Source organism: Amycolatopsis sp. NPDC051716 (genome assembly GCF_040681595.1).
GTDB lineage: Bacteria > Actinomycetota > Actinomycetes > Mycobacteriales > Pseudonocardiaceae > Amycolatopsis.
In genome coordinates, this window is sequence record NZ_JBFAZA010000049.1 from 1 (window position 1) to 24010 (window position 24010).

22 protein-coding genes and 1 tRNA gene are annotated in these 24010 nt (G+C 71.0%); 12 read left to right on the forward strand and 11 right to left on the reverse strand.

The genetic code is table 11. The annotated features are described in order from the left end of the window. Positions 1 to 64: 64 nt before the first annotated feature. From AB0M30_RS42370 to AB0M30_RS42380, 3 genes are all read right to left on the reverse strand, one after another. Positions 65 to 514, reverse strand: coding sequence for a Scr1 family TA system antitoxin-like transcriptional regulator (locus AB0M30_RS42370; protein ID WP_364596724.1), 450 nt, complete (start codon positions 512 to 514; stop codon positions 65 to 67). A gap of 128 nt (positions 515 to 642) precedes the next feature. Next, positions 643 to 4197, reverse strand: coding sequence for a transcription-repair coupling factor (mfd, locus tag AB0M30_RS42375; protein ID WP_364596846.1), 3555 nt, complete (start codon positions 4195 to 4197; stop codon positions 643 to 645). Between the two features lie 423 nt (positions 4198 to 4620). After that, positions 4621 to 5538, reverse strand: a complete 918-nt coding sequence (locus AB0M30_RS42380) for an LLM class flavin-dependent oxidoreductase (RefSeq protein WP_364596727.1) — start codon at positions 5536 to 5538, stop codon at positions 4621 to 4623. 74 nt (positions 5539 to 5612) lie between these two features. Here AB0M30_RS42380 and AB0M30_RS42385 point away from each other — a divergent pair, with 74 nt between their 5' ends. Next, positions 5613 to 6386 carry a helix-turn-helix transcriptional regulator gene (locus AB0M30_RS42385; protein WP_364596730.1) on the forward strand — a complete coding sequence of 258 codons (774 nt, stop codon included), beginning with the start codon at positions 5613 to 5615 and terminating at the stop codon, positions 6384 to 6386. Here AB0M30_RS42385 and AB0M30_RS42390 read toward each other — a convergent pair. After that, on the reverse strand, positions 6362 to 6850 hold the full coding sequence (locus AB0M30_RS42390) for a DedA family protein (protein ID WP_364596733.1): 489 nt from the start codon (positions 6848 to 6850) through the stop codon (positions 6362 to 6364). The genes AB0M30_RS42385 and AB0M30_RS42390 overlap by 25 nt on opposite strands. Then, positions 6822 to 7418 carry a methyltransferase domain-containing protein gene (locus AB0M30_RS42395; RefSeq protein ID WP_364596736.1) on the reverse strand — a complete coding sequence of 199 codons (597 nt, stop codon included), beginning with the start codon at positions 7416 to 7418 and terminating at the stop codon, positions 6822 to 6824. Before AB0M30_RS42395 ends, AB0M30_RS42390 begins: the two co-directional genes overlap by 29 nt. A 153-nt stretch (positions 7419 to 7571) precedes the next feature. On the opposite strand from AB0M30_RS42395, the gene AB0M30_RS42400 reads away from it, so the two are divergent. The 4 genes from AB0M30_RS42400 to AB0M30_RS42415 all read left to right on the forward strand — a co-directional run bounded on the left by AB0M30_RS42400 (position 7572) and on the right by AB0M30_RS42415 (position 11983). Continuing rightward, entirely contained in the window at positions 7572 to 8669 is a 1098-nt protein-coding gene (locus AB0M30_RS42400; protein ID WP_364596849.1) for a histidine kinase, read from the forward strand. A gap of 567 nt (positions 8670 to 9236) precedes the next feature. Then, positions 9237 to 9893, forward strand: a complete 657-nt coding sequence (locus AB0M30_RS42405; RefSeq protein ID WP_364596739.1) for a response regulator transcription factor — start codon at positions 9237 to 9239, stop codon at positions 9891 to 9893. Positions 9894 to 9939: 46 nt separating this feature from the next. After that, positions 9940 to 10785 (forward strand): alpha/beta fold hydrolase, encoded by an 846-nt coding sequence (locus AB0M30_RS42410; RefSeq protein WP_364596742.1) that lies wholly within the window; start codon positions 9940 to 9942, stop codon positions 10783 to 10785. Positions 10786 to 10801: 16 nt separating this feature from the next. Beyond that, positions 10802 to 11983 carry a PQQ-dependent sugar dehydrogenase gene (locus AB0M30_RS42415; RefSeq protein ID WP_364596745.1) on the forward strand — a complete coding sequence of 394 codons (1182 nt, stop codon included), beginning with the start codon at positions 10802 to 10804 and terminating at the stop codon, positions 11981 to 11983. Positions 11984 to 12229: 246 nt separating this feature from the next. Here the strand turns inward: AB0M30_RS42415 and AB0M30_RS42420 are convergent, their stop codons facing one another. Continuing rightward, the gene (locus AB0M30_RS42420) at positions 12230 to 13114 is read right to left on the reverse strand and encodes a serine hydrolase (RefSeq protein WP_364596748.1); all 885 of its coding nucleotides are present in this window, start codon (positions 13112 to 13114) and stop codon (positions 12230 to 12232) included. A 151-nt stretch (positions 13115 to 13265) separates the two neighbouring features. Next, complete coding sequence (locus AB0M30_RS42425; protein WP_364596751.1) at positions 13266 to 13994, reverse strand: SDR family oxidoreductase; 729 nt, start codon at positions 13992 to 13994, stop codon at positions 13266 to 13268. 30 nt (positions 13995 to 14024) lie between these two features. Here AB0M30_RS42425 and AB0M30_RS42430 point away from each other — a divergent pair, with 30 nt between their 5' ends. After that, a complete protein-coding gene (locus AB0M30_RS42430; protein ID WP_364596753.1) occupies positions 14025 to 14528 on the forward strand; it encodes an isochorismatase family protein in 504 nt (167 codons plus the stop codon). 232 nt (positions 14529 to 14760) lie between these two features. Then, complete coding sequence (locus AB0M30_RS42435) at positions 14761 to 15153, forward strand: NUDIX domain-containing protein (protein ID WP_364596756.1); 393 nt, start codon at positions 14761 to 14763, stop codon at positions 15151 to 15153. Here the strand turns inward: AB0M30_RS42435 and AB0M30_RS42440 are convergent. The 3 genes from AB0M30_RS42440 to AB0M30_RS42450 form a co-directional block, all read right to left on the reverse strand. Then, the gene (locus AB0M30_RS42440; protein WP_364596759.1) at positions 15113 to 15775 is read right to left on the reverse strand and encodes a GNAT family N-acetyltransferase; all 663 of its coding nucleotides are present in this window, start codon (positions 15773 to 15775) and stop codon (positions 15113 to 15115) included. The genes AB0M30_RS42435 and AB0M30_RS42440 overlap by 41 nt on opposite strands. Before the next feature lie 297 nt (positions 15776 to 16072). Next, a complete protein-coding gene (locus tag AB0M30_RS42445; RefSeq protein WP_103337115.1) occupies positions 16073 to 16666 on the reverse strand; it encodes a TetR/AcrR family transcriptional regulator in 594 nt (197 codons plus the stop codon). A 92-nt stretch (positions 16667 to 16758) separates the two neighbouring features. Then, complete coding sequence (locus AB0M30_RS42450) at positions 16759 to 17724, reverse strand: acyl-CoA desaturase (RefSeq protein WP_364596762.1); 966 nt, start codon at positions 17722 to 17724, stop codon at positions 16759 to 16761. A gap of 207 nt (positions 17725 to 17931) precedes the next feature. Between AB0M30_RS42450 and AB0M30_RS42455 the strand changes: the two genes are divergently transcribed. The 5 genes from AB0M30_RS42455 to AB0M30_RS42475 all read left to right on the forward strand — a co-directional run bounded on the left by AB0M30_RS42455 (position 17932) and on the right by AB0M30_RS42475 (position 23329). Then, positions 17932 to 18003, forward strand: a tRNA-Gln gene (locus AB0M30_RS42455). A gap of 37 nt (positions 18004 to 18040) precedes the next feature. Then, positions 18041 to 19795 carry a GGDEF domain-containing protein gene (locus tag AB0M30_RS42460; RefSeq protein ID WP_364596765.1) on the forward strand — a complete coding sequence of 585 codons (1755 nt, stop codon included), beginning with the start codon at positions 18041 to 18043 and terminating at the stop codon, positions 19793 to 19795. A 153-nt stretch (positions 19796 to 19948) separates the two neighbouring features. After that, positions 19949 to 21421: a bifunctional UDP-N-acetylglucosamine diphosphorylase/glucosamine-1-phosphate N-acetyltransferase GlmU gene (gene glmU, locus AB0M30_RS42465; protein ID WP_364596768.1), complete on the forward strand. Its 1473-nt coding sequence runs from the start codon at positions 19949 to 19951 to the stop codon at positions 21419 to 21421. Then, a complete protein-coding gene (locus AB0M30_RS42470; RefSeq protein WP_360163234.1) occupies positions 21418 to 22398 on the forward strand; it encodes a ribose-phosphate diphosphokinase in 981 nt (326 codons plus the stop codon). Before glmU ends, AB0M30_RS42470 begins: the two co-directional genes overlap by 4 nt. 64 nt (positions 22399 to 22462) lie before the next feature. Continuing rightward, a complete protein-coding gene (locus AB0M30_RS42475; RefSeq protein WP_364596771.1) occupies positions 22463 to 23329 on the forward strand; it encodes a TIGR03621 family F420-dependent LLM class oxidoreductase in 867 nt (288 codons plus the stop codon). On the opposite strand, the gene AB0M30_RS42480 is transcribed toward AB0M30_RS42475, so the two are convergent. Beyond that, entirely contained in the window at positions 23323 to 23964 is a 642-nt protein-coding gene (locus tag AB0M30_RS42480) for an NAD(P)H-binding protein (RefSeq protein WP_364596774.1), read from the reverse strand. The two genes, AB0M30_RS42475 and AB0M30_RS42480, sit on opposite strands and share 7 nt — an antisense overlap. Between the last annotated feature and the right edge of the window lie 46 nt (positions 23965 to 24010).

A 24010-nucleotide genomic window follows, 5' to 3' on the forward strand; every position in this document is an offset into this window, starting at 1 on the left:
CGGCCAGCTCATCATACGACGGACGAACACCTTCCCCCACAACAAGATCATCCCACAGTCCCGTTCACAGCCCAGAAACGACCTGAACAGTCACCTTGTCGGGTTCCAGCCGATTGCCCATTTCGACCGCAAGATTGCGCGCGTAGTCACCCGTTTGAAGCAGACCGGGGACCACACTCGCCTGGAAGACCGAGATGGCGGTGGCGTGTTCTTCGTGACTGATCAAGGTCCGGAGAACCTCGGAACGTTCGAGCAGTCCCGGCTTGCGCATTTCGTCACCCATGGCCATCAGCGCGCGGTATTCCTCACCCCGAAACCCGAGCGTCGTCAAAAATCGGGCCAGGTGCACCGGGCTCGGCCGGGCGCGGCCGCGGGTCACCGCCGAGACCCACTGCGCGCTCATCTCCAGGCGCCGGGACATTTCCCGGACTCCCCAGCCCTTCTCCGCCATGCGTTCGAGGAGCCGTTCGCCCAGCTGCCGGGCCCGGATGTTCGGCTCGCGATATTCCGCCATGGAGCGAACCTAAAACCACCGCAACCGGAAACCCAGGCGCCACAACGGAAAGTCCCCCGAAATGGCGCCGGGTGTCCGCTCCCCTTTACACCGTGCCCCTTGACACCGGGCCCCTTGACACCGTGCCCCTACACAGCCGCGGGCTTCTTCGTCAGCTGGACCAGCAGCTTCGTGCACCACTCCAGCAGTGCTTCGTCCCGCAACGTCGGCGCACCGATCCGCCCACCGGCCGGCCCCTCCGTCGGCTTCGGCACCGAAACCGTGTTCGTCACCGCCTTGAACACCGCCTTCGGGTACAGCCGCTTCAACCGCACCATCTGCGAGTCCAGCAACGGCAGCGGCGCGAACCGGATCGTGTTGCCCTGGACCGCCACCTCCGTCACGCCCGCCTCGCGGCACGTGTGCCGGAACTTCGCCACCGACAGCAGCCGGTTGACCGGGGCCGGCGGCTGGCCGTACCGGTCGATGAGTTCTTCGCGGACCGCGTCGAGGCCCTCGGTGTCCGGTGCCGCCGCGATCTTGCGGTACGCCTCCAGGCGCAACCTTTCCCCGGGCACGTAGTCGTGCGGGATGTGGGCGTCGATCGGGAGGTCGACGCGGACGTCGGCCATCTCCTCTTCCTCCGCCGGCTCCGCGCCCGCGTGCCGCCTGAACGCGTCGACCGCTTCGCCGACCAACCGCACGTACAGGTCGAAACCGACACCGGCGATGTGCCCCGACTGCTCCGCGCCGAGGATGTTGCCCGCGCCGCGGATCTCGAGGTCCTTCATCGCGACCGCCATGCCCGCGCCCAGCTCGGTGTTCTGGGCGATCGTCGCCAGGCGGTCGTGCGCGGTCTCCGTCAGCGGGGCCTCCGGCGGGTACAGGAAATACGCGTACCCGCGCTCACGCCCTCGCCCGACCCGACCGCGCAGCTGGTGCAGCTGCGCCAGCCCCAGCAGGTCGCCGCGCTCGACCAGCAGCGTGTTGGCGTTCGAGATGTCGAGGCCCGTCTCGACGATCGTGGTGCACACCAGGACGTCGTACTCGTTCTCCCAGAAGCCCTGGATGATCTTTTCGAGCTTGTCCTCGTTCATCTGCCCGTGCGCGGTGACGACCCGTGCCTCCGGCACCAGCTCCCGGATCCGCCGCGCCGCCTTCTCGATCGAAGACACCCGGTTGTGGACGTAGAAGACCTGGCCGTCGCGCAGCAGCTCGCGCCGGATGGCCGCGCCGACCTGCTTGTCGTCGTACGAGCCGACGTAGGTCAGGATCGGGTGGCGATCTTCCGGCGGGGTCAGGATGGTCGACATCTCGCGGATGCCGGCCAGCGACATCTCCAGCGTGCGCGGGATCGGGGTCGCCGACATGGTGAGCACGTCGACGTGCGTGCGCAGCGCCTTGATGTGTTCCTTGTGCTCGACGCCGAACCGCTGCTCTTCGTCGACGATCACGAGCCCGAGGTCCTTGTAGCGGATCCCCGTCTGCAGCAGGCGGTGCGTGCCGATGACGATGTCGACCTCGCCGCTCGCGAGCTGTTCCAGGATGATGTCCGACTCGGTCTTGTTCGTGAACCGGGACAGGCCCTTGATCGTCACCGGGAACGAGCGCATCCGCTCGTGGAAGGTGTTCAGGTGCTGCTGGGCGAGCAGCGTCGTCGGCACCAACACGGCGACCTGCTTGCCGTCCTGCACCGCCTTGAACGCGGCGCGGACGGCGATCTCCGTCTTGCCGTAGCCGACGTCGCCGCAGATGACGCGGTCCATCGGGACGCCGCGTTCCATGTCGGCCTTGACCTCGTCGATCGCGGCGAGCTGATCGTTGGTCTCGGTGAACGGGAAGGCGTCTTCCAGCTCGCCCTGCCACGGCGTGTCCGGCCCGAACGCGTGCCCGGGCGCGGCCTGGCGCGCCGCGTACAGCTGGACGAGCTCGGCGGCGATCTCCTTGACCGCCCTCTTGGCCCTGGCCTTGGTGTTCTTCCAGTCGGAGCCGCCGAGCTTGTTCAGCGTCGGCAGCTCGCCGCCGACGTACTTGGACACCTCGTCGAGCTGGTCGGTCGGCACGAACAGCCGGTCGCCGGGGTGCCCGCGCTTCGACGAGCCGTACTCCAGCAGCAGGTACTCCCGGGTGGCGCCCGCGACCGTCCGCTGGACCATCTCGACGAACCGGCCGATGCCGTGCTGCTCGTGCACGACGTAGTCACCGGACTTGAGCGCGAGCGGGTCGACGGCGTTGCGCCGCCGGGACGGCATCTTGGTCGTGAGGTCCTTTGTGGACGTTCCGGCGCCCGAGCCGCGGCCGGTCAGGTCCGCCTCGGTGAGCACGACCAGCGCGCGCTCCGGCGAGATGAAGCCGTCGGTCAGGCCGCCGCAGGTGACCGTGACGACGCCCGGCGCCGGCGAGCCCTTCAGGCCGTCGCCCGCCAGGGAGGCCGGGACGTCGGCGGCCGAGAACTGCTCGACCGCGCGAGCCGCGGTGCCGTGCCCGGCGACGACGAGCACCGCCGTGCCGCCCGCCGCCGTGTGCGCGCGCAGGTCCGCCGTCGCGCGCTCGAGCTCGCCGCGGTACGCGGGCGCGGCCTCGACCGAGACGCGGTAGACGTCGGGGTCTTCGCTGGTCAGCTGGGTGATGGTCCACCAGGCGCGCTTGGTGTCCTGCGCGTGGGACGCGATCTCGTCGAGCCCGCGGTAGGCCGACGCGCCGAGGTCGATCGGAGCCTGGCCCCCCGCCGCGGCCGTCGTCCACGACGCTTCGAGGAACTCCTGGCCGGTGCGGACGAGGTCGGCGGCCCGGGCGCGGATCTTCTCCGGGTCGGTGAGCAGCACGTGCGTGCCGACCGGCATCGCGTCGGTGAGCAGCTCGAGCTCGCCTTCGCAGAGGACCGGGATGAGCGCCTCCATGCCCTCGACCGGGATGCCGTCGGCGAGCTTGGTGAGCATCTCGGCCAGGTGCGCGTCGGCCTCGTAGGTCTTCGCCAGCTCCGCGGCCTTCTCCCTGACCGGCCGCGTGAGCAGCAGTTCGCGGCACGGCGGCGCGGTGACCCGCGCGATCTCGCCGGGCAGCGACCGCTGGTCGGAGACGGCGAACGCCCGGATCTCGCTGACCTCGTCGCCCCAGAACTCCACCCGGACGGGGTGCTGCGCGGTGGGCCCGAACAGGTCGAGGATGCCGCCGCGGACGGCGAACTCGCCGCGCTTCTCGACCATGTCGACGCGGGTGTAGGCCAGCTCGACCAGCCGTTCGAGCAGGCCCTCGAAACTCTGTTCCTCGCCGACGACGAGGTCGACCGGGGCGAGCGACCCGAGCCCGGGCGCCATGGGCTGGATCAGGCTGCGCACGGTGGCGACGACGACCCGCAGGTCGTCATCGCCCGTCTTCAGCCGGTGCAGCACCTCGAGCCGGCGGCCGACGGTGTCCGCGCGCGGGGAGAGCCGCTCGTGCGGAAGGGTCTCCCAGCTCGGGAAGTCGGCGACCCGGCCCTCGCCGATGAGCGCTTTGAGCGAAGCGGTCAGTTCATCGGCCTCACGCCCGGTGGCGGTGACGGCGAGCACGGGCTTGCCGCCACCATCATCGGCGGCGAGCGCGGCGGCAACGAGCTGCCGGGCGGCGATCGGGCCTTGCAGCTCGAGCAGCGGCGCACCGGCGCGCTCGACCACACCGCGCAGGGCCGGGTCGGGAAGGATGGCGGTGAGGAGTCCGGACAGTGGAGCGTCGGTCACGGTCCCAGCCTACGTGCCACCCCCGACAGGTTTCCGATCACGGCTGGTCGCGCAGCAGGTTCACGGCTCGACCACGCGCAGGCCGGGACGGACGGTCATGGCTCGTGGAGATCCACCAGCCGGGTGAACACTTCCTCGGCCGAATCGCGAGTGACCCAGGTCGCGTTGGACATACGGCAATGGCCGAGCTGTCCGTCCCACCGAGCTCACCGGCCCCGGCCGCGAAAGACTTCAGCGCCCACGAACGACGGACCTTGCTCCGGCGGGCCGCCAGCCAACCGGTAGGCGCTGCCGGCTTGGTCGAACATCATCATGTAGCCGACAGCGCCGAGCCAGTTCCCCGCCAGGTGAGCTCCGTCCAGTTCACCTTGCCCATGTGGGTGAGTCGGCGCAGCGGAACCCTGTCACTCAAGAGCGCAGCAGGTTCACCACCTCCGCCACCCGCGGCAACTGCTCGTCGAACACCTTCGGGTCCGTGCTCGCGATCCGCAGCAGGAAGTGCTCCACCCCTTCGTACTTCCGCAGCTGCGCCGCCACTTCCGTGGCACTGCCGCACACCTGCATCTGGATCCCCTGCACGAACGCCGCCGGGCGCCCGTAGTTGCGCTCGCAGTACTCCTCCAGCAACGCCTGCCCGCGGTCGGCGTCGTCCTCCACGAGGACCGTCGCGAACAGCGCCGGAGTCACCGGGCGGGAGGCGACCGCGCGGATCCGGGCCAGCCCGGTGCCGTAGTCCGCAGGATCCGGCGGGTAGGGCAGCCAGCCGTCGTACAGCCGGCCGACGCGCTCCAGCGCCCCCGGGGTGTACGCCGCCAGCCACACCGGCGGCCCGCCCGGCCGAGCCGGGGCCGGGAACACCGGCAGCGAGTCGTGGTGCAGCACCGAACCGTGGAAGGAGGACTCACCACGCCAGATCGCCCGCCAGAGCGCTACGATGTCGTCCAGCCGGGCCCGGCGGCGCTCCCACGGCACACCGGCGAACGCGAACTCCGGTTCGCTGCGCCCGGCGAACCCCGCCCCCACGGCCACGGTGAGACGGCCGGAGCTCAGCAGGTCGATCGAAAGCAGCTGATTCGCGGTCAGCAGCGGGTTCCGCAGGGCCGGGAGCAGGGCGGACGTCCCCAGGGTCACGCGCGAAGTCCGGGCGGCGAAAGCGGCCAGGACGGCGAGCGCGTCCAGCGGCGCCCGCGCGAGGGTGTCGCCCACCCAGACCGAGTCGAGGCCGAGCTCCTCCGCGGAGACGGCGGTGGCGACCAGCTCGGGCGCGGTCCGCCCGGCGTCGAGGATGGGCTGGTAGGTCGGGATGACCAGGCCGTAGTTCGTCATGCGGCGAGCCTGGCCGGGCCGGGGAATGCCCTCAATTCCCCGCGGGGAATGGCGCGGGCGAGCAGGATGGGACCGTGAACTTCGGAACCGCGCTGAAGGACTGGCGCACGCGGCGGCACCTCAGCCAGCTCGACCTGGCGTTGCGGGCCGGGACGACGCAGCGGCACGTGAGCTTCATGGAGAGCGGGCGTTCGCTCCCCGGCCGCGGCATGGTGCTGCGCGTCGCCGAGTCGCTGGAACTGCCCCTGCGCGAGCGCAACGGCCTCCTCTTCGCCGCCGGTTTCGCCCCGTCGTACCCCGAAACGCGGCTCGACGACCCGGCGATCCGGCCGGTGCTCGACGGGCTGCGGCGGCTGCTCGACGGCCACCGGCCCTACCCCGCGATCGTCGTCGACCGCTACGGCGTGCTGGTCGCGGCGAACGACGGGTTCCGGCTGCTCACCGAGGGTGTCGCGCCGGAGCTGCTGCGCGAACCGGTCGACACGCTGCGGCTGGCGCTGCACCCGGAGGGGATGGCGCCGCGCGTGCGCAACCTCGACGACTGGGCGCGGCACATCCTCGAACGCCTGCGCAGCGACCTGGCCCGCACCCCGGACGACCGGCTGGCCGCCCAGCTCGCCGAGCTGGAGGGGTACCTGCCGCCGCCGTCCGCGCCCGGCCCGGAGCACCTGGGGTTCGCGGTGCCGGTCCGGCTGGCCACCTCGGCCGGCGAGCTGCGGCTGATCACCGCGATCACCACGTTCGCGACGGCGGCGGACGTGACGGTGTCGGAACTGAAGCTGGAGACGTTCCTGCCCGCGGACGCCGAGACCGCCGAACGGCTTCACACCACCAGCCCCGTCGTGTGACCCACCAGCAGTTCCGCGCTCGCCCACAGCACCGCCGCCGCCACGCTGCCCGCCGCGAACCGGCGGTACGGCATCGCCGCCGAGCCCGCGACGCGCGGCACCAGCGTCCGCACGCCGGCCAGGCAGCGGCCCGCGATCACCGCCGGGACGCCGTAGCGCGCGAGCGCCGTTTCCGCGCGCCCCCAGCGATCCCGGCCGACGCGGCGGGCCAGGCGCGGTCCCCAGCGGCGCCCCTCGAGGTAGGCGAGCTGGTCGCCGAGGACGGCCGCGGCGACGGCGACCGCCCAAGCGAGTCCGAGGTGGAGCGTGCCCCGCTCGGCGAGGAACCCCATCAGCAGCAGTGTCGACAACGTCGGCAGCACGATTCCCGGCAGCAGCGCGGTTTCCGCCGTGATGACCAGGGCGCAGACGAGGTAGACGACCGCCGGGGGCGCGTCAAGCAGGGGCCGCAGCAGGCTGTCCACGCCATTCCCTCCCGACCGCCACCGGCAGCGCCGCGCGGTAGACGAACGCGGGCGGCAGGTTGCCCCAGACGACCTGCGTGCGCTCCACGACCGCGAACCGGCTTCGCAGCGACGCGGCGAAGCGGCGCGCGGGTGGGGTCCAGGCCGTGTGGGCGTACGCGAACGTCGTGAACCGCCCGTTCGGGGCGAGTGCGGCGGTGACCGCGTCGAGGATGCGCTGCTGCCGGGACGCGGTCATGGCCGTCCACGGCAGACCGGAGACGACGACGTCGACGCCCTCCAGCGCCAGGTGTTCCGCCGAGCCGGTGACGACGTCGGCTTGGGGGAAGCGTTCGGTCAGGACGGCCGCGAAACGCGGGTTGATCTCTATGGCCGTGAGGCGTGCTTCGGGGCGAAGCAGTGCGAGGACCGCTTCGGTGAACACGCCGGTGCCCGGCCCGAGCTCGGCGACGCACGTCGCGCGTTCCAGGCCGAGGCCCGCCGTCATCTCTTCGGCCAGCCGCGGCGAACTCGGCGCGATCGCGCCCGTCAGGACGGGATGGCGGAGGAATTCCCTGGTGATCGACATGATCCCGACGCTAGGAACGGCCGGGGTGGCCCCGAATCCGCTGCGCCGGCCGGGCTGATCCTCCCAAGGGAGGACACGGTCGGGCCGAAGGGATGACGCCCCGAGCCCATCCCCGGCACTAAGTTCGGTGGCGTGGAACGAATCGTCGTGTGGATGCGCAGGCACCGGTGGACGGTGGACCTGCCGCTGTACGCCGTGTTCATCTTCCTCGCCCCCAACTGGGTCGGCTCCGGCTCGTACGCCGCCCGGGCCGTCCCGATGCTGTTCCTGCTCCCGCTGCTGTTGCGCCGCCGGTTCCCGCGCACGGTGGCGGTGCTGATCATCGTGGGGGCGGCGGTGGTGTACTTCGACGACGTCTGGGCCTACGACCGCGGCCGCACCGAGCTGGCCATGGCGGTGGTGCTGTTCAACCTGGTGAAGCTGGGCCGGCGGTGGTTCGCCGCGGCGATCGCCTTCGCGATCATCGTGCTCGACGTCCAGTGGGTCACCCTCTACGCGCCGGAAACCGACTACCCGACCTTGTCGTTGGTCGGCATCCTGCCGCTGCACATCGCGGCCTGGGCGCTCGGCGAGTTCTTCCGCAAGCAGGAGGAGCTCACGGCCGAAGAGAAGAAGCGCGACGAAGCCCAGACGCGCGCGGCGGTCGCGGAGGAGCGCACCCGGATCGCGCGCGAGCTGCACGATGTCCTGGCGCACAGCATGAGCGTGATCGTGCTGAACGCCGAGGGCGCGAAGCTCGCCCGGCACCGCGACCCCGAAGCCGTCGACCGCACGCTCGACACGATCGTCCACACGGGCCGGGACGCGCTGGGCGAGCTGCGGCGGCTCCTCGAAGTCCTGCACGCCGGCCAGGCGGCGCGCAGTCCCCAGCCGACGCTCGCCGAGCTGCGCGAGCTGGTCGACCAGTCCGGCCGGGACGTCACGCTCGACGTCACCGGCGACCCGGGCACCCTGCCCGCGAGCGCGGCGCTGCAGGCGTACCGGATCGTCCAGGAGGCACTGACCAACATGATCAAGCACGCCCCGGCCGACGCGACCGGCCGCGTCGGCGTCGCCTTCGAGCCCCCGGAGGTCCGCATCGAGGTGACCAACACGGGCGGCCACGCACCACCGGCCCCGGCGCTCCCCTCATCCGGCCGCGGCCTGGCGGGCATGCGCCAGAGAGTCGAGATGTACCACGGCGAGCTGAACACGGGCCCCCTCCCGGACGGCGGCTACCGCGTGTCGGCGAGCCTGCTGGTGGGCCCATGACCACCGGGCTCCTGATGCCGCTCGTGCGGGTCGGCCCGAGGGTGATTGCTAGTGGCCTGTGCGGCCGCACCGCGGCGGGCGACGGCGGCCTGGGAGCGGCGGCCGGCCAGTCGCTGACGGGTGGAGCAGCGACTCTGACCCGGGACCCGCGGGCTGGCCCGGGCGCGGGTGGAAGCGCGTCTGCCAAACGCGCGGCCCACGGGTCAGGTCGGTCTGCCACCGCCTGCGCTCGGCCACGACACCTCCGCCACGCACCCACACCGGCCGCGGCACCCGGGCTCCAAGATCGCCGCGCCGATGCATGCCGGCCACTCCCCGGCGGCGAGCACCGCGCACCCGCGACCTCGGCGGCAACCCCATGACCACTCGACTCCTGCCCTCCGCCGACCAACAACTCGTCCGTGCCGCACTGCCCCGAGAACAGCGGCCCGACCAGGCACCGACGGCCGCGCGGCTGCCCACGGCCCAGCGCGGTCCGGAACCACCCGCCCCCGATCGCAGCGCCGGCGCCACGCACCCACCCCACCCCGGCGACCGCCACCGATCCGCGAACCCGGCGGTGACCCCATGACCACCCGCATCCTCCTCTGCGACGACCAGCAACTCGTCCGCGTCGGCCTGCGCATGATCGTCGAAAGCCAGGACGACCTCACCGTCGTCGGCGAGGCCGCCAACGGCGATGAAGCCGTCACCCTCGCCCGGGACCTGCGGCCCGACCTGGTGCTGATGGACGTGCGGATGCCGGTGCTCGACGGCGTCGCCGCGACCGCGCGGATCTGCGCCGAACTGCCGGACGTGCGCGTCCTGATCATCACCACCTTCGACCTCGACGAGTACGCGTACGCCGCGTTGCGGGGTGGGGCCAGCGGGTTCCTGGTCAAAGACGCGCCTTCGGAAGAGATGCTCGTCGCGATCCGGGGCGTGCTGCGGGGCGACTCGATGGTCTCGCCGTCGGTCACGCGGCGGCTGCTCGACCGGTACCTCGCCGACGAGCGCGACCCCGTGGACGTCGCGAGGCTCGGGGTGCTGACCGAACGGGAGAAGGACGTGCTGGGCCTCATCGCGCGCGGGCTCTCGAACTCGGAGATCGCCGCGAAGCTGTACATCGGCGAGACGACCGTGAAGACGCACGTAGGCCGGGTCTTCGGCAAGCTGCGGCTGCGCGACCGGGTGCACGCGGTGGTCTTCGCCTACGAGTCCGGGTTGGTGCGCCCGGGTTCCTGATCACTCCCTATTTAACCCTTTGATGCGGAGGTTTAGAGTACTTTGCATGACGATATACAAGTCCGAGGCAGGCGCTGCCCTCCTCCGTGAGCGGTACCTCGACACCCTGCAGAGCTGGCCCGTCCCCCATGACGAAGTGCGCGTCCCGACGTCCGAAGGCGAGACGTTCGTGCTGGTCTCCGGCCCGGCCGAAGCCCCGGCGCTGGTGCTGCTGCACGGCTCCGGCAGCAACTCCTCGGAGTGGACCGCCCGGATCCCGGCGCTGGCCGGGCGGTTCCGGGTGTACGCCGTCGACATCATCGGCGAGCCCGGGCTGAGCGCCGAGGCACGGCCGCCGCTCGACGGTGACCGGTATGCGCGGTGGCTGGACGCGGTGCTGGACCACTTCGGTGTCGGGCGCGCCGGCTTCCTGGCGTCGTCGTTCGGCGGCTGGGTCGCGCTCGACTTCGCGATCCGGCGGCCCGGGCGGGTCGCCGCGCTGGCGCTGCGGTGCCCTGTCGGCCTCGGCCCGATGAAGAAGGGGTTCGTCGTCAAGGCCGTGCTGCTGGGGCTGCTCGGCGAGAAGGGACGGCGGAAGGCCGTCGCCGGCGCGGTGGGCGAGCCCGAGTCGTCGCCGGTCGTGGCGCAGCAGCTGCTGGTGGCCGCGAACTACCGGTACCGCACCGGCCCGTTCCCCGTTTTCGGCGACGAGGTGCTGGGACGGCTGACCATGCCGGTGTACGCCGTCGCCGGGGCGGACGACGCCATGGTCGACTCCGTGACGACGAAACGGCGTCTCGAAGCGGCCGGTGCCGTGGTGGACCTGCTCCCCGGCACCGGGCACTACCTCCCCGGCGACGCGGACCTGGACTTCTTGACACGCTCGGCGGCGAACGGCGATTTCACCACTTGATGGCAGGATGAGGCGTATGCGGCGTTCGCTGGGTCTCATCGGTGTGGTGTCCCTGCTGGTCCTGGGCTGCTCGGGGGCGGCGAGCGAGCCGGTGCAGAACGTCCCGCCCGCGGCCACGCCGGCCGCCGCGAGCGGGAAGTTCAAGGTCGAGACCGTGACCGGCGGGCTGCAGCACGGCTGGGACGTCGGCTTCCTGCCCGACGGCGGCATCCTCGTGCCGCAGCGGCCCGGCAAGCTCGCGCTGGTCCGGAACGGGCAGGCGGCCGAGGTGCGCGCCGACTTCTCCGACGTCCTCGTCCAGGGCGAAGGCGGGCTGCTCGGCCTGGTCATCAGCCCGGACTTCGCGACCAGCCGGGAGTTCATCACCTGCCAGGACCACCAGGAAGGCGGCAAGGCCGTCGACATCCGGCTGGTCACGTGGAAGCTGGCCGCCGACGGGGCGAGCGCGTCGAAGGTGAAGAACCTGCTCACCGGGCTGCCGGTGAACCCGAGCGGACGGCACTCCGGCTGCCGGCCGACGTTCGCCCCGGACGGCGCGCTGCTCGTGGGCACCGGTGACACCGCGCGCGCGTCGATCGCGCAGGACCGCCACTCCCTCGGCGGCAAGGTGCTGCGGCTGGACGCGAAGACCGGGAACGCGTTGCCGGACAACCCCTTCATCACTTCGAGCGACCCCCACGAACGGCTGATCTACACCTACGGCCACCGCAACGTCCAGGGCGTGGCCATCCGGCCGGGCAGCGGTCAGGTGATCACCGCCGAGCACGGGCCGACGTTCGACGACGAGGTCAACCTGCTGAAGCCGGGCGCGAACTACGGCTGGGACCCGTCGAAGGGCGGCACCGGGACGAGCTACGACGAGAGCGTGCCGATGACCGACCTCAAGCGGTTCCCGGACGCGGTGAGTCCACTGTGGACCTCGGGCAGCATCACCGAGGCGATCAGCGGCGACGCTTTCCTGACCGGCGCGCAGTGGGGCACGAACGACGGCGCGCTGGTCGTGGTGGCGCTCAAGGGCCAGAAACTGCTGCTGTACCACCTGGACCCGGCGGGCAAGGTCCTCGACGTCACGCTGCCCCCGGAGTTCGACGACAAGTTCGGCCGCCTGCGCGCGGTTCGCAGCAGCCCGGACGGTGCGCTGTACGTGACCACGTCGGACGGGACGGACGACAAGCTCCTGAAGGTCACGCCCGCCTGATCCGGCAACCGGAACAGGGAACCCGACCATGCGACCGGGACATGCAAAAGCCACGGCCGCCGGGTGCCGTGGACACTTCCGCCGGGGTGACGGAGCGCGGAACATGGTGGGTACCAGAAGTTTCGCCACCCCCGACGCGTGTTGGACGTGGTCCGAAGAAAGCGTTCCCGCGGCAGCACCGCGCCGGTCCCCGGGCGCCATCGCCGACCTGGCGACCCGGGGACCGGCATCCACTCCCGATCGGGTTCAGGCCTTGGCCGCCCTGAGCGAACCCTTCAGCGCGCCGAGGGCGGCGGTCAGCGCCGTGGTCGCGGTGGGCCAGTCGATGGTTTCCTTCCAGGAAGCCATCACCGCGACGGCGTAGGTCCGGGACGCGGTCCGGACCAGCCCGGTGGTGTTGAGCACCCGCCGGGCCTCGGAGCTGCCCCAGCCCTGCTTCACCGCCCACGTCGCGCCCGTGAACGCACGCGGGATCCCGAAGTGCTGGTCGAACCCGTCGGCGGCGTTGCGCGGCGCGCTTTCCATCGCTCCGGTGAGGAACTCGCGGCCTTCCTCGGACAGCCCCGCGGTGAGGTACCGGTAGACCGTGACGACGTCGGTGGGTGACATCCCGGTGGAGCCCCACTGGCCGGCGTCGGCCGGAGGCGTGGTGTGCGTGAGCCCCAGCTTCGCGACCTGCCGCCGGACGATGTCCGGGCCGCCGTTCTGCTGCCAGAGACGGTTGGCGACGTGATCGTCGCTGGCGGCGAGCATGGCGCGGACGGCCGTCTCTTCGCTGCCCGAAGGCACTCCGGAACGCTCGATCAGGTCGAGCGCGATGAGCAGCTTCACCACGGACGCGGTGGGCTGCGGCTGGTCGGCTTTCCACCTCGTTTCGACGGTACAGGCGCCGAGGTCGACGATCTCGATCCCGAGGCGCGGGTCGTTCCCGGTGCTCAGCAGCGCTTTCCGGGCTTCGGCGACGCGGCTCGCCTGGTTGTCCGCGGGATCGGCCGGCGGCGAGCCGCACCCGGCGCGCCAGCTGTCGCTCCCGGAGCCGCTGTTGACGGCGAACGCGATGAGCAGGCCTCCGACCACGATGACCACCGCGATCGCCACGAGCACCTTGATGTTGTTCAGTCGCTCGAGCACCAGGACACCTCCGCCGGATTCGTGAGGAATCCGAAGCTATTGCGGAGGTGGACCGCGGGTATCGCCCGATGAGCCGGGCTGTTTTGGCCATCCGGTGGACAACCGAACCCCGGCGAGCCCGCACATCGGCCGGATGGCCGATGCGCCCGCCCTATTTACCGAGGTAGGCGCCGCCGTTGACGTGCACCACCTGCCCGGTGACGTGCCCGGCGGCGGGACTCGCCAAGAACGTCACCACGGCGACGACGTCGTCCGGCGTGCCCGCGCGCTGGTTCATCGTGTTGCCGATCAGCCGGTCACGCCGCCGGTCGCTCAGCTTCCCGTGGAAGAACTCGGTCTCCCCGATCAGCCCCGGCGCGACGACGTTCGCGGTGATCCCGCGCGGCCCGAACTCCCGGGCCACGCTCACGTTCCAGCCCTCGACCGCGGCCTTCGCGGCGCCGTAGGACCCGGCGCCGGTGTGCGCGGCGATCGACCCGATGGTGATGATCCGCGCGCCGTCGGCGAGCCGGTCGCGCAGGGCGTGCGTCACCAGCGCGGCACTGACCACATTGGACCGCAGGTTCCGCTCGAACGCGGCCGCGAAGCCGGCCAGCCCCTCTTCGCCGTCGCCGTCGAGCAAATCGGTGTTGCCGCCGGCGTTGTTGACGAGGACATCGACGCGACCGGGCAACTCGTCCAGCGCGGCTTCGACGGCCGCGGGGTCGGCGGCATCGAACACGACGGGCCGCACGCCGGCGAGCGTCGCGGCCTCGGTGAGCACCTTCTCCCGGCGCCCGGTGATCGTGACGCGCTCGCCGGCCTGGGCGAAGGCCGACGCCACGGCGTAGCCGATGCCCGTGCCGCCGCCCGTCACCACGATTTCCCTGTTGTTCGCCATGAACCCGACCCTAGTACCTAGGATCGGGGGATGAGCAAGATCGACCCGGCCACCTCCGCGCTCGTGCTGATCGACCTGCAGGAGCGGATCGTGGCGCTGCCGACCACCCCTTATACCGGCGAAGAAGTCCTCGCCAACGCCCTGCGATTGCGGGACGCGTTCCGCGCGGCCGGAGCGCCGGTGGTGATCGTGAAGGTGTCGCGCCCGGACAACCCGCCGGGCAACGAGCTGGCCTTCGAGGCGGGCGACGACAAGATCGTCACGAAGTACACGATCGGCGGCTTCGCGGGCACGGACCTCGACGAGTTCCTGCGCGGCGCGGGCATCCGCACGGTCGTCTTCGGCGGCATCGCCACCGAATTCGGCGTCGAGTCGACCCTGCGCGCGGCCTCGGACCACGGCTACGACACGGTGGCGGTGTCCGACGCGATGACGGCGCTTTCCGATATCTCGCACGAAAACGCCATCACGAAGATCTTCCCACGCCTGGGCACGGTGGTCACGACCGACGAAGCGCTGGCGGCGCTGGCGTGATCGACAAGATCGCCTGGATCCACCTGCTGGACGGCCGGATCCGGGCGGCACGTTCGCGCGGCAAGGACAAACACGGCGAAGTACGAGGGAACGCCACCGGCCTGCGCGGAGATCGAGGAGATCGCCTGGCTCACGTACGCGGACCGGCCGCGGGTTTCCCTGGTGGCCCAGCTGATCTTCGACCGCTTGCACCACGACGGCGAGCTGCCGTGACGAGGGAAGAGGCCCCGCGATGATCGACAAGATCGCCTGGATCCACCTGCTGGACGGCCGGATCCTCAGCACCCGCTCGCGCGGCAAGGAGGTCTACTACCTCCCCGGCGGCAAGCGCGAGCCCGGCGAAACCGACCGTGACACGCTGGTCCGCGAAATCCGCGAGGAACTCGACGTGGCGATCACGCCGGAGTCGGTCGCCGCGGCGGGGACGTTCGAAGCGCAAGCCGATGGCCACGCCGCGGGGACGCTGGTGCGGATGACCTGCTACACCGCCGAATACCGCGGCACCCTGAAGGCGAGCAGTGAGATCGAAGAGGTCGCGTGGCTCGGCTACGCCGACCGTGGCCGGGTTTCCGCGGTGGACCGGCTCATCTTCGACCACCTTCGCGAGGCCGGGCAGCTGCGATGAGCGGCGCGTCCCGCGAAAACGCCCGGAACCCCACGCTGTAGTACAACTCCCGCGCCGGTGCCGGCTCGCCCATGCAGGCGACCGTCGCGTGCCGGGCGCCCGCCGCGAGGGCCAGGCGCATTCCGTGCAGCAGCATCGCGCGGGCCAGGCCCTGGCGGCGGTAGCCCGGGTGGGTGCCGACCGGCTCGAACTCGACCGTCTCGTTCGCTTCGTCGAGCCACATGATCGCCGAGCACGCCATCGTCCCGTCCGGGGCCTCGACCAGGACGTGCAGCTCGCCGCGGTAGCCCGGGGCCTGCCGCAAGCCTTCGTACGACGAAGCCGTGTACGACGTCGGTGTCCAGGCGTCGACGTGCGCCTGCACCACGGCTTCCGGCGGGACCTCCGAGGCGGTGCGGAACGCGAACCCGGCCGGCAGCGACGGCTCTTCGACGTCGGTGAGGTCGCGCTCGTTGAGCTGCGACCAAGCGTCAGGCGCGTCGGGTTCGTGGCCGTGCGCCGCCCAGCGCCGCAAGGCGTGCGAGTCGGCCGCCGACGGCAGCACGGTGCGCTCGACGCCGGGAGCCGTGGCCTCGTACCAGGCGATCACGTCGTCGACCAGCACGAACTGGGCCGGGTGCACCTGGTAGGCCAGGTACGCGCCGGTGATGTCCTTGACCGAACCGTCGTTCCGCCGGACGCGGCGCGGCAGCTCGGCCCAGCCCCATGCGACGAGCTCCGCGCCCGAGAACCACAGCCGGCGCTCGCCGCCGCCGCGGTTCCGGCCCCAGTTCCAGGCCAGCTCGCCGACGACGCGTCGCTGTTGACCAGGTCCGGCCGGGTGGCGGTGATCCGCTGCGCCAGGCCCTGCATGAGCCGCACGTCCGCGGCCGTCGGAGACTCGCCCATGCCCACCACTGTCGCAGGCCCGTCGAACCGTTTAAGCCAGCCGGAGCTTCGGCTTGTGCTCCAGGTGCGACAACCCGTTCCACGCCAGGTTGACCAGGTGCGCGACCACCTCGTCGCGCTTCGGCTTGCGCGCGTCCAGCCACCACTGGCCGGTCAGCGCCACCATGCCCACCAGGGCCTGCGCGTACAGCGCGGCCAGCTTCTCGTCGTAGCCGAGGGAGCCGAACTGCTGGGCCAGGATGTGCTCGACCTGGCTCGCGATGTCGTTCAGCACCGTCGAAAACGTCCCCGTGGAGCTCGCCACCGGCGAATCGCGAACCAGGATGCGGAACCCGTCGTGGGAGTCTTCGACGTAGGACAGCAGCGCCGTCGCCGCCTGCTCCAGCATCACCCGCGGGTGACCGCCGTGGAGGGTCGAAACCATCCGGTCGAGCAGCAGCTGCGTCTCGCGGTCGACGACCACCGCGTAGATGCCCTCTTTGCCGCCGAAGTGCTCGTACACCACGGGCTTCGAGACGTTGGCGCGGTGGGCGATCTCTTCGATCGACGTGCCGTCGAAACCCTTCTCGGCGAACAGGGCCCGGGCCACGTTCAGCAGCTGCTGACGCCGCTCGGTGCCGGTCATCCGGACCCGGGTCACCGGGGCGGCCGGACGCGCCCCGGTGACCTGCTCACGCTTCGAACGTCGTCTCCCCGCCATCGGGGCAGCCTAGTTGACTAGGCTTTTTCGGTGGCGATACGGGCCAAGCGCTGCGGCGTCGGCCAGCGGACGTCGTGCACCCAGCCGAACTTCTCGAAGATCCAGATCAGCCGCGCGGAGATGTCGATCTGGCCGCGCTTCACACCGTGGCGCGCGGACGTCGGGTCGGCGTGGTGCAGGTTGTGCCAGGACTCGCCGAACGAGAAGATCGCCAGCGGCCAGAAGTTGGCCGAGTTGTCGCGGGCGTTGAACGGGCGGTCGCCGATCATGTGGCAGATCGAGTTGATCGACCACGTCACGTGGTGCAGCACGCAGATGCGGACCAGGCCGGCCCAGAAGAACGCCGTCACGGCGCCCCAGAACGACCACGAGATCAGGCCGCCGAGGATGGCCGGCAGCAGCAGGCTGACCAGCGCCCACAGCCAGAACAGGTCGTCGACCTTCTTGATCGCCGGGTCCTTCACCAGGTCCGGCGCGAAGCGCTCGGCGTTGGTCTGGTCGCGCTCGAACAGCCAGCCCATGTGCGCGTGCCAGAAGCCCTTGGCGATGGCCCACGGCGAGGTGCCGAACGCCCACGGCGAGTGCGGGTCGCCGTCGCGGTCGGAGAACGCGTGGTGGCGGCGGTGGTCGGCGACCCAGGTGATCACCGGGCCCTGCAGGGCGATGCTGCCCGCGATGGCCATGAACACGCGCAGCCACTGCTTGGCCTTGAACGAGCCGTGCGTGAAGTAGCGGTGGTACGACACCGTGATGCCGAGCCCGCTGATCGCGTAGAACACCACGAAGATGCCGACGTCGACCCAGCTCAGTCCCCAGCCCCACGCGAACGGCACGGCGACCAGGAGGGCCACCAGCGGCGCGATCACGCCGAAGTAGACCGACAGCTGCACGCCCATGCCGCGCGTGCCTTCGGTGACTGGTTTGGGGCCCTTGGGGGCCGAAGGTTCTCCGGCGGGCTGGGAACGGTCGAGCGTGGCCGTCATACGCTTCACTTCTTCCTACACAGGCACGCCTTCATACCAAGGGCGCCCTTACCTACGATGCCGTAAGTTACGGTACAGGAGGTTCGGCCCGCTGGGGAGAGCCCGAACTCACACCTGTGCTTCGGAACCGGAGTACCCGGCAGACGGGCGCGTAACGCATCCCCCGCGCGGACGACACCCGATCGTCGCTATCCTGACCAGGATCGATCCGCCGTAGTGTAATCGGCAGCACTTCAGATTTTGGTTCTGACAGTTCAGGTTCGAATCCTGGCGGCGGAGCAGCAGAAAGAAGCCGGAAACCCACGACACCGGGAGGTTGGCGCTGACCGACGAGGCGACCGACCCGGTGACGGCCAGGCGGCCCGCGCTGGCCGAGATGTCCGACGCCTGGATCGTCGGGCGCGCGCGGGAGCTGAACGCCGCGGTCCAGCGGCACGAGTACACCCAGCAGCTCGAGATCGTCGCGATGATGGACGAGCTGCTCGACGAGACCCAGCGGCGCGGCGAGCCCCTGCTCGTGGCCCAGCTGCTGCGCTCGTCGGCGCTGGCCCGGCTGGCCACGAAGGGCCTGGCCGCGGAGGCCGAGCCCCGGCTCGACGAGATGCTCGCGCACACCCGCCGCCACGGCATCGCCCTGCTGCGGGCGGACGCGCACGCCCTGCGCGGGCGCCGGCTCGTGATCGCCGCGCAGGAGGACGCCGCGCTCACCGAGATCGCCCGGGCGCTGGCCATCCTCGACGACTCCACCATCCCGGACCGGCAGGTCGGGCTGCGCAACTGGAACCGGCTGCTCTCCTCGACGCTGATCGACTGCTGGCTGGTGCTCAACCAGCTCGGCGTCTACGAAGCCGCCGAGGAGGTCATCGGCCGGGCCGCCACCGCGATCCGCGAGAGCGCGAGCCCGCACGACATCGCCCTGCAGCTGATCAACCGGATCAAGATGCTGCTCGGCTGGGGCCTGCGGCTGGAGCGCATCGACGAGTACGACGAGAGCGCCGAGAAGTTCCGCACCGCGGCGTCGATGGGGGCGGCCGCGGAAGGCCCGTTCGCCGAGTCGCTGTTCCCGCGCAAGGCGAACGTCGCGGCGATCGACCAGGTCGGTGTCCTCGCCGCGGCGCCGGCGCTGAACCAGCCGGGCGCCGAGCACATCGAACGGCTGGAGCACCTCTACACCGAGCGCGCGTTCGGGCACGACCGGGAGATCGTCGCGATCGCGCTGGCGCGCTGCCTGGACAAGGAAGGCCGGCGCACCGAGGCCCTCACGGTCCTGCGCGAGACCCGCCAGTCGATCTCGGACGACACTTCGCAGCCGTCGATGCGGCTGAACATCGCCCGCGAGCTGGCCCGGCTCGACACGAGCCCGGACTACGCCTCCGGCGCCAGCGAGTCGCTGATCGACTACGCGCGCCGCCTGGAGTCGGAGATGTGGAGCCTGCGCGAGTCGCAGATCGCCACGCTGAACGCCCGCCGCGAGCACGAACGGCTCTCCGCCGAGCACGGCGCGATCACCCAGCAAGCATTGCAGGACCCGCTCACCGGCCTGCCGAACCGGCGTGCGCTGGACGAGAAGCTGCGTCAGCTCGCGTCGTCGGCCGACGCGCAACCGCTGGCGGTCGCGCTGGTCGACCTCGACGGCTTCAAGGGCGTCAACGACAAGCAGTCGCACGCCGAAGGCGACAACGTGCTGCGTGTCGTGGCGAGCACCCTCCGCGACGCCTTGCGCGGCGACGACCTGGTGGCGCGCTACGGCGGCGACGAGTTCATCGTCCTGCTCCCGGGCACGCCCGCGTCCGCGGCGAAGATGGCGCTCGGCCGCGCGGTGAAGTCGGTCTCCAACCTGCCGCACCACCTTTCGCACGGCGTGACGCTGTCGATCGGGCTGGTCTCGCTGCGGCCGCAGGAGCGCGGCGAGCAGGTCCTCGCCCGCGCGGACGCGGCCATGTACCAGGCCAAACGCGGCGGCGGCAACCAGGTGGCGTCGGCCAACTCGATGGCCGCGGACCCGGCCACCGCGTGGGCGAACGAGGCGCCGCCCACCGACCCCGCGTGGGACGCGGAAGAGCACAGTTAGCAATCCGGCCGAAAGCAGGCGGAAACGGTCGGCGAGCAGGCCCGCTCACCGGCACCCTTTCCGCCGTGACTGCCGGTCGGATTGCTGATATCCAGCACAGTTAGGATCGGTGCCCGACAGACGCCATCTTGTGGTAACCCGTTGGGAGCGCCGTTGACCGGCCCGCTGAGCACGTTGATCCTGGCTGCGGGTGAAGGCACCCGCATGCGTTCCTCGACGCCGAAGGTGCTGCACCCGATCGCCGGGCGGCCCCTGGTCGAGCACGCCGTCCGGGCCGCCGCCGGCCTGAACCCCGAACACCTCGTGGTGGTCGTCGGGCACGGCCGTGAAGCGGTCGGCGAACGGCTGGCCGCGGTCGGGGACGCGCTCGGGCGCTCCGTCGGCACCGCGGTGCAGGCCGAGCAGAAGGGCACCGGCCACGCCGTGTCCTGCGCGCTCGCGACCCTGCCCGCCGACCTCACCGGCACCGTGCTCGTCAGCTACGGCGACGTCCCGCTGCTCGACACCGCGACCCTGGGCGCGCTGCTCGACGAGCACACCGAGGCGAAGAACGCGGTCACCGTGCTCACCTCGGTGGTCGCCGACCCGGCCGGGTACGGCCGGATCGTGCGCGACAGCGCGGGCAAGGTCACCGGGATCGTCGAGCACAAGGACGCCACCCCGGAGCAGGCCGAGATCACCGAGATCAACTCGGGCGTCTACGCCTTCGACGCGGCGGTGCTGCGCGACGGCCTTTCGCGCCTCTCGACCGACAACGCGCAGGGCGAGCTCTACCTCACCGACGTGCTGGGCATCGCGAACGGCGACGGGGTCGGAGTCGGCGCGCTGGTCGTCGACGACCCGTGGCTCACCGAAGGCGTCAACGACCGCGTGCAGCTGTCGGTGCTCGGCGCCGAGCTGAACCGCCGGATCGTGCAGCGCTGGCAGCGCGAGGGCGTCACGATCACCGACCCGGCCACGACCTGGATCGACGCCGGCGTCACCCTTTCCCGTGACGTCGTCATCGAGCCGGGCGTGCAGCTGAAGGGCACGACGTCGGTGGGCGAGGGCAGCACGATCGGCCCGGACAGCACGCTGACGAACGTCACCATCGGCGCGGGCGCCTCGGTGGTCCGCGTGCACGGGTCGGACTCGGAGCTCGGCGACGGCGTCAACGTCGGCCCGTTCACCTACCTGCGGCCGGGCACGAAGCTGGGCGTCAAGGCGAAGCTGGGCGCGTTCGTCGAGACGAAGGCCGCCGACATCGGGGCCGGGACGAAGGTGCCCCACCTGACCTACGTGGGTGACGCCACGATCGGTGAGCACAGCAACATCGGCTGTTCCAGTGTGTTCGTGAACTACGACGGCGTGCACAAGCACCGGACCGTTATCGGGTCGTATGTCCGGTTGGGCGCGGACAACACCTTCGTCGCCCCGGTGCACATCGGTGACGGCGCTTACAGTGGTGCGGGTGCCGTGATCCGCGAAGACGTCCCGCCGGGCACACTCGCGGTGTCGGCGCCGCCGCAGCGCAACATCGAAGGCTGGGCGATCCGGCGCCGGCCGGGTACGCCCGCGGCGGAGGCGGCCCAGGCCGCCCTCGACGCCGATTCAGCAGCAGGAACCGACGGGGAGTCGCCAGCATGAGTCCGAAGCAAGGCACACCGAAGAAGAACTTGATGCTCTTCTCCGGACGGGCCCACCGCGAGCTCGCCGAAGAGGTCGCCGAGCACCTCAACGTGACGATCACCCCGCAGACGGCGCACACGTTCGCCAACGGCGAGCTGTTCGTCCGGTTCGAGGAGTCCGTCCGCGGTACCGACGCGTTCGTCATCCAGGCGCACACCACGCCCATCAACGAATTCGTGATGGAGCAGCTGATCATGGTGGACGCGCTCAAGCGGGCGAGCGCGAAGCGGATCACCGTGGTGATGCCGTTCTACCCGTACGCGCGCCAGGACAAGAAGCACAAGGGCCGCGAGCCGATCTCGGCGCGGCTGATCGCGGACCTGTTCAAGACCGCGGGCGCCGACCGGATCATGACGGTCGACCTGCACACCGCGCAGATCCAGGGCTTCTTCGACGGCCCGGTCGACCACCTGATGGCGCAGACCGTGCTGGCCGAGCACATCAAGGCCACCTACGGCGACGCGGACATCACGGTCGTCTCGCCGGACTCGGGCCGCGTGCGGCTGGCCGAGAAGTGGGCGCAGACGCTCGGGGACCGCCCGATCGCGTTCATCCACAAGACGCGCGACCCGGACAAGCCCAACCAGGCGGTGGCCAACCGCGTGGTCGGCAAGGTCGAGGGCAAGCTCTGCGTCCTGATCGACGACATGATCGACACCGGCGGCACGATCGTGAAGGCCACCGAAGCCCTGATCGAAGAGGGTGCGGCCGACGTGGTCATCGCGACGACGCACGGCATCCTGTCCGACCCGGCCACGCAGCGGCTCTCGTCGTGCAAGGCGCGCGAGGTCATCGTGACGAACTCGCTGCCGATCCCGGAGGAGAAGCGGTTCCCCGGACTGACGGTGCTGTCGATCGCCCCGATGCTGGCGGAGGCCATCCAGCAGGTCTTCGAAGACGGCTCGGTGACGTCGCTGTTCGACGGCAACGCCTGACGACCCTTCCGCCGGGCGCGAAACTCCGCGCCCGGCGGGGGTTCCCGGCACTAGCGTCGCCGGCATGGGGAACTTCAAGTTCGGCGTCAGCTTCCGCGAGATCGGCAGCCGCGACGCCTGGATCGCCAAGTGCCGGCGGGCCGAAGAGCTCGGCTACGACGCCATCACCGTGCCCGACCACCTCGGCACCGGCCGGTTCGCGCCGTTCCCGGTGCTGGCCATGGCGGCCGCCGTCACCGAACGGCCGCGGCTGGGCACGCTCGTGTCCAACGTGCCCTTCTACAACCTCGCGCTCTTCGCACGCGAAGCATCCTCGACGGCCGCGCTGCTCGACGGCCGCCTCGACCTCGGCCTCGGCGCCGGGCACATGAAGCGCGAGTTCGACGCCGCCGGTATTCCCTGGCAAAACGCCGCGGCCCGGATCGGCTACCTCGAAGAAAGCCTCGGCTACCTGCGGAAACACTTCGAGGACGAGGGCATCGACCACCCGCGGCTGCTCATCGCGGGCAACAGCGACGGCGTCCTGGAGCTGGCCGCCGAGCACGCGGACGTCGTCGGGTTCGCCGGGCTCCGGCAGCAGCCGGGCAAGCCGCCGGGCACCTTCAGGCTCGACAACGCCGAGGCGATGGACGAGCGGGTCGCGTTCTTCCGGTCCAAGACCGGCCGCGAGGTCGAGTACAACATGCTGGTCCAGCACGTCGAGGTCACCGACGACCGCGACCGAGCCGCCGAGGCGTGGCACGAGCTGACCGAGCGCAGCGCCGTCCCCGACGCCCGCGAGCTCCTCGACACGCCCCAGCTCTTGCTGGGCACGGTCGAGGAGATCGCCGGGCAGCTGGAAGCCCGGCGCGAACGCTACGGCTTCTCGTACATCACGGTCTTCGAACCGGACCTCGAGACCTTCGCCCCGGTGATCCGCGAGCTTCAGTAAGCCACGGTGAAACGCGCGCGGCGGTGCTTGGGCTGCTCGATCTCGTCGACGTAGGCGATCGCGAAGTCGTCGCCGCCGATGTGCGACTTGCCGTTCTCGTCGGTCAGCAGGACGTCGCCGCCGATCCGGAACTCGCCCTTGCGCTCGCCGGCGGTCCAGGCGCCGAACTCGGCGGCCGGGCTGACGTAGAACCAGTCGAGGCGCTCGGGCTGCTCGCGCAGCAGGCCGAGGACCTCGGCGTGGCTGCCGGCCTCGTCCTTGTACTCGGCCGGGAACTCCGGGGTGTCGAACAGCCGCGGGCCGCCCTCGGCCACGTGCAGGCTCGCCGCGCCGCCCACGAACGACAGCCGGACGCCGTTCTCGCCCGCGATCCGGGCCAGGGCCGGGACGGCGTCGATCAGCTTCTTGCCGTCGATCTCGCGGGCCGGGGTGGCCACCACGATGACGTCCGCGTCCTTCGCGACCTGCGCGACGAGCTCCTCGTCGTGCAGCGAACCCTGCCGGGCTTCGACGCCTTCGGGGACCGCACCCGCGTTGCGCGCGACCCCGACGACCTCGTGTCCGCGGCGCAGCGCCTCGGCGCCGATCTTGCCCCCGGCGTACCCCGTCGCTCCGAAAACCACCAGCTTGGCCATGGGATCTCCTCGTTCGTTGTCGGCCGTTCACGGCCGATGCTAGGAA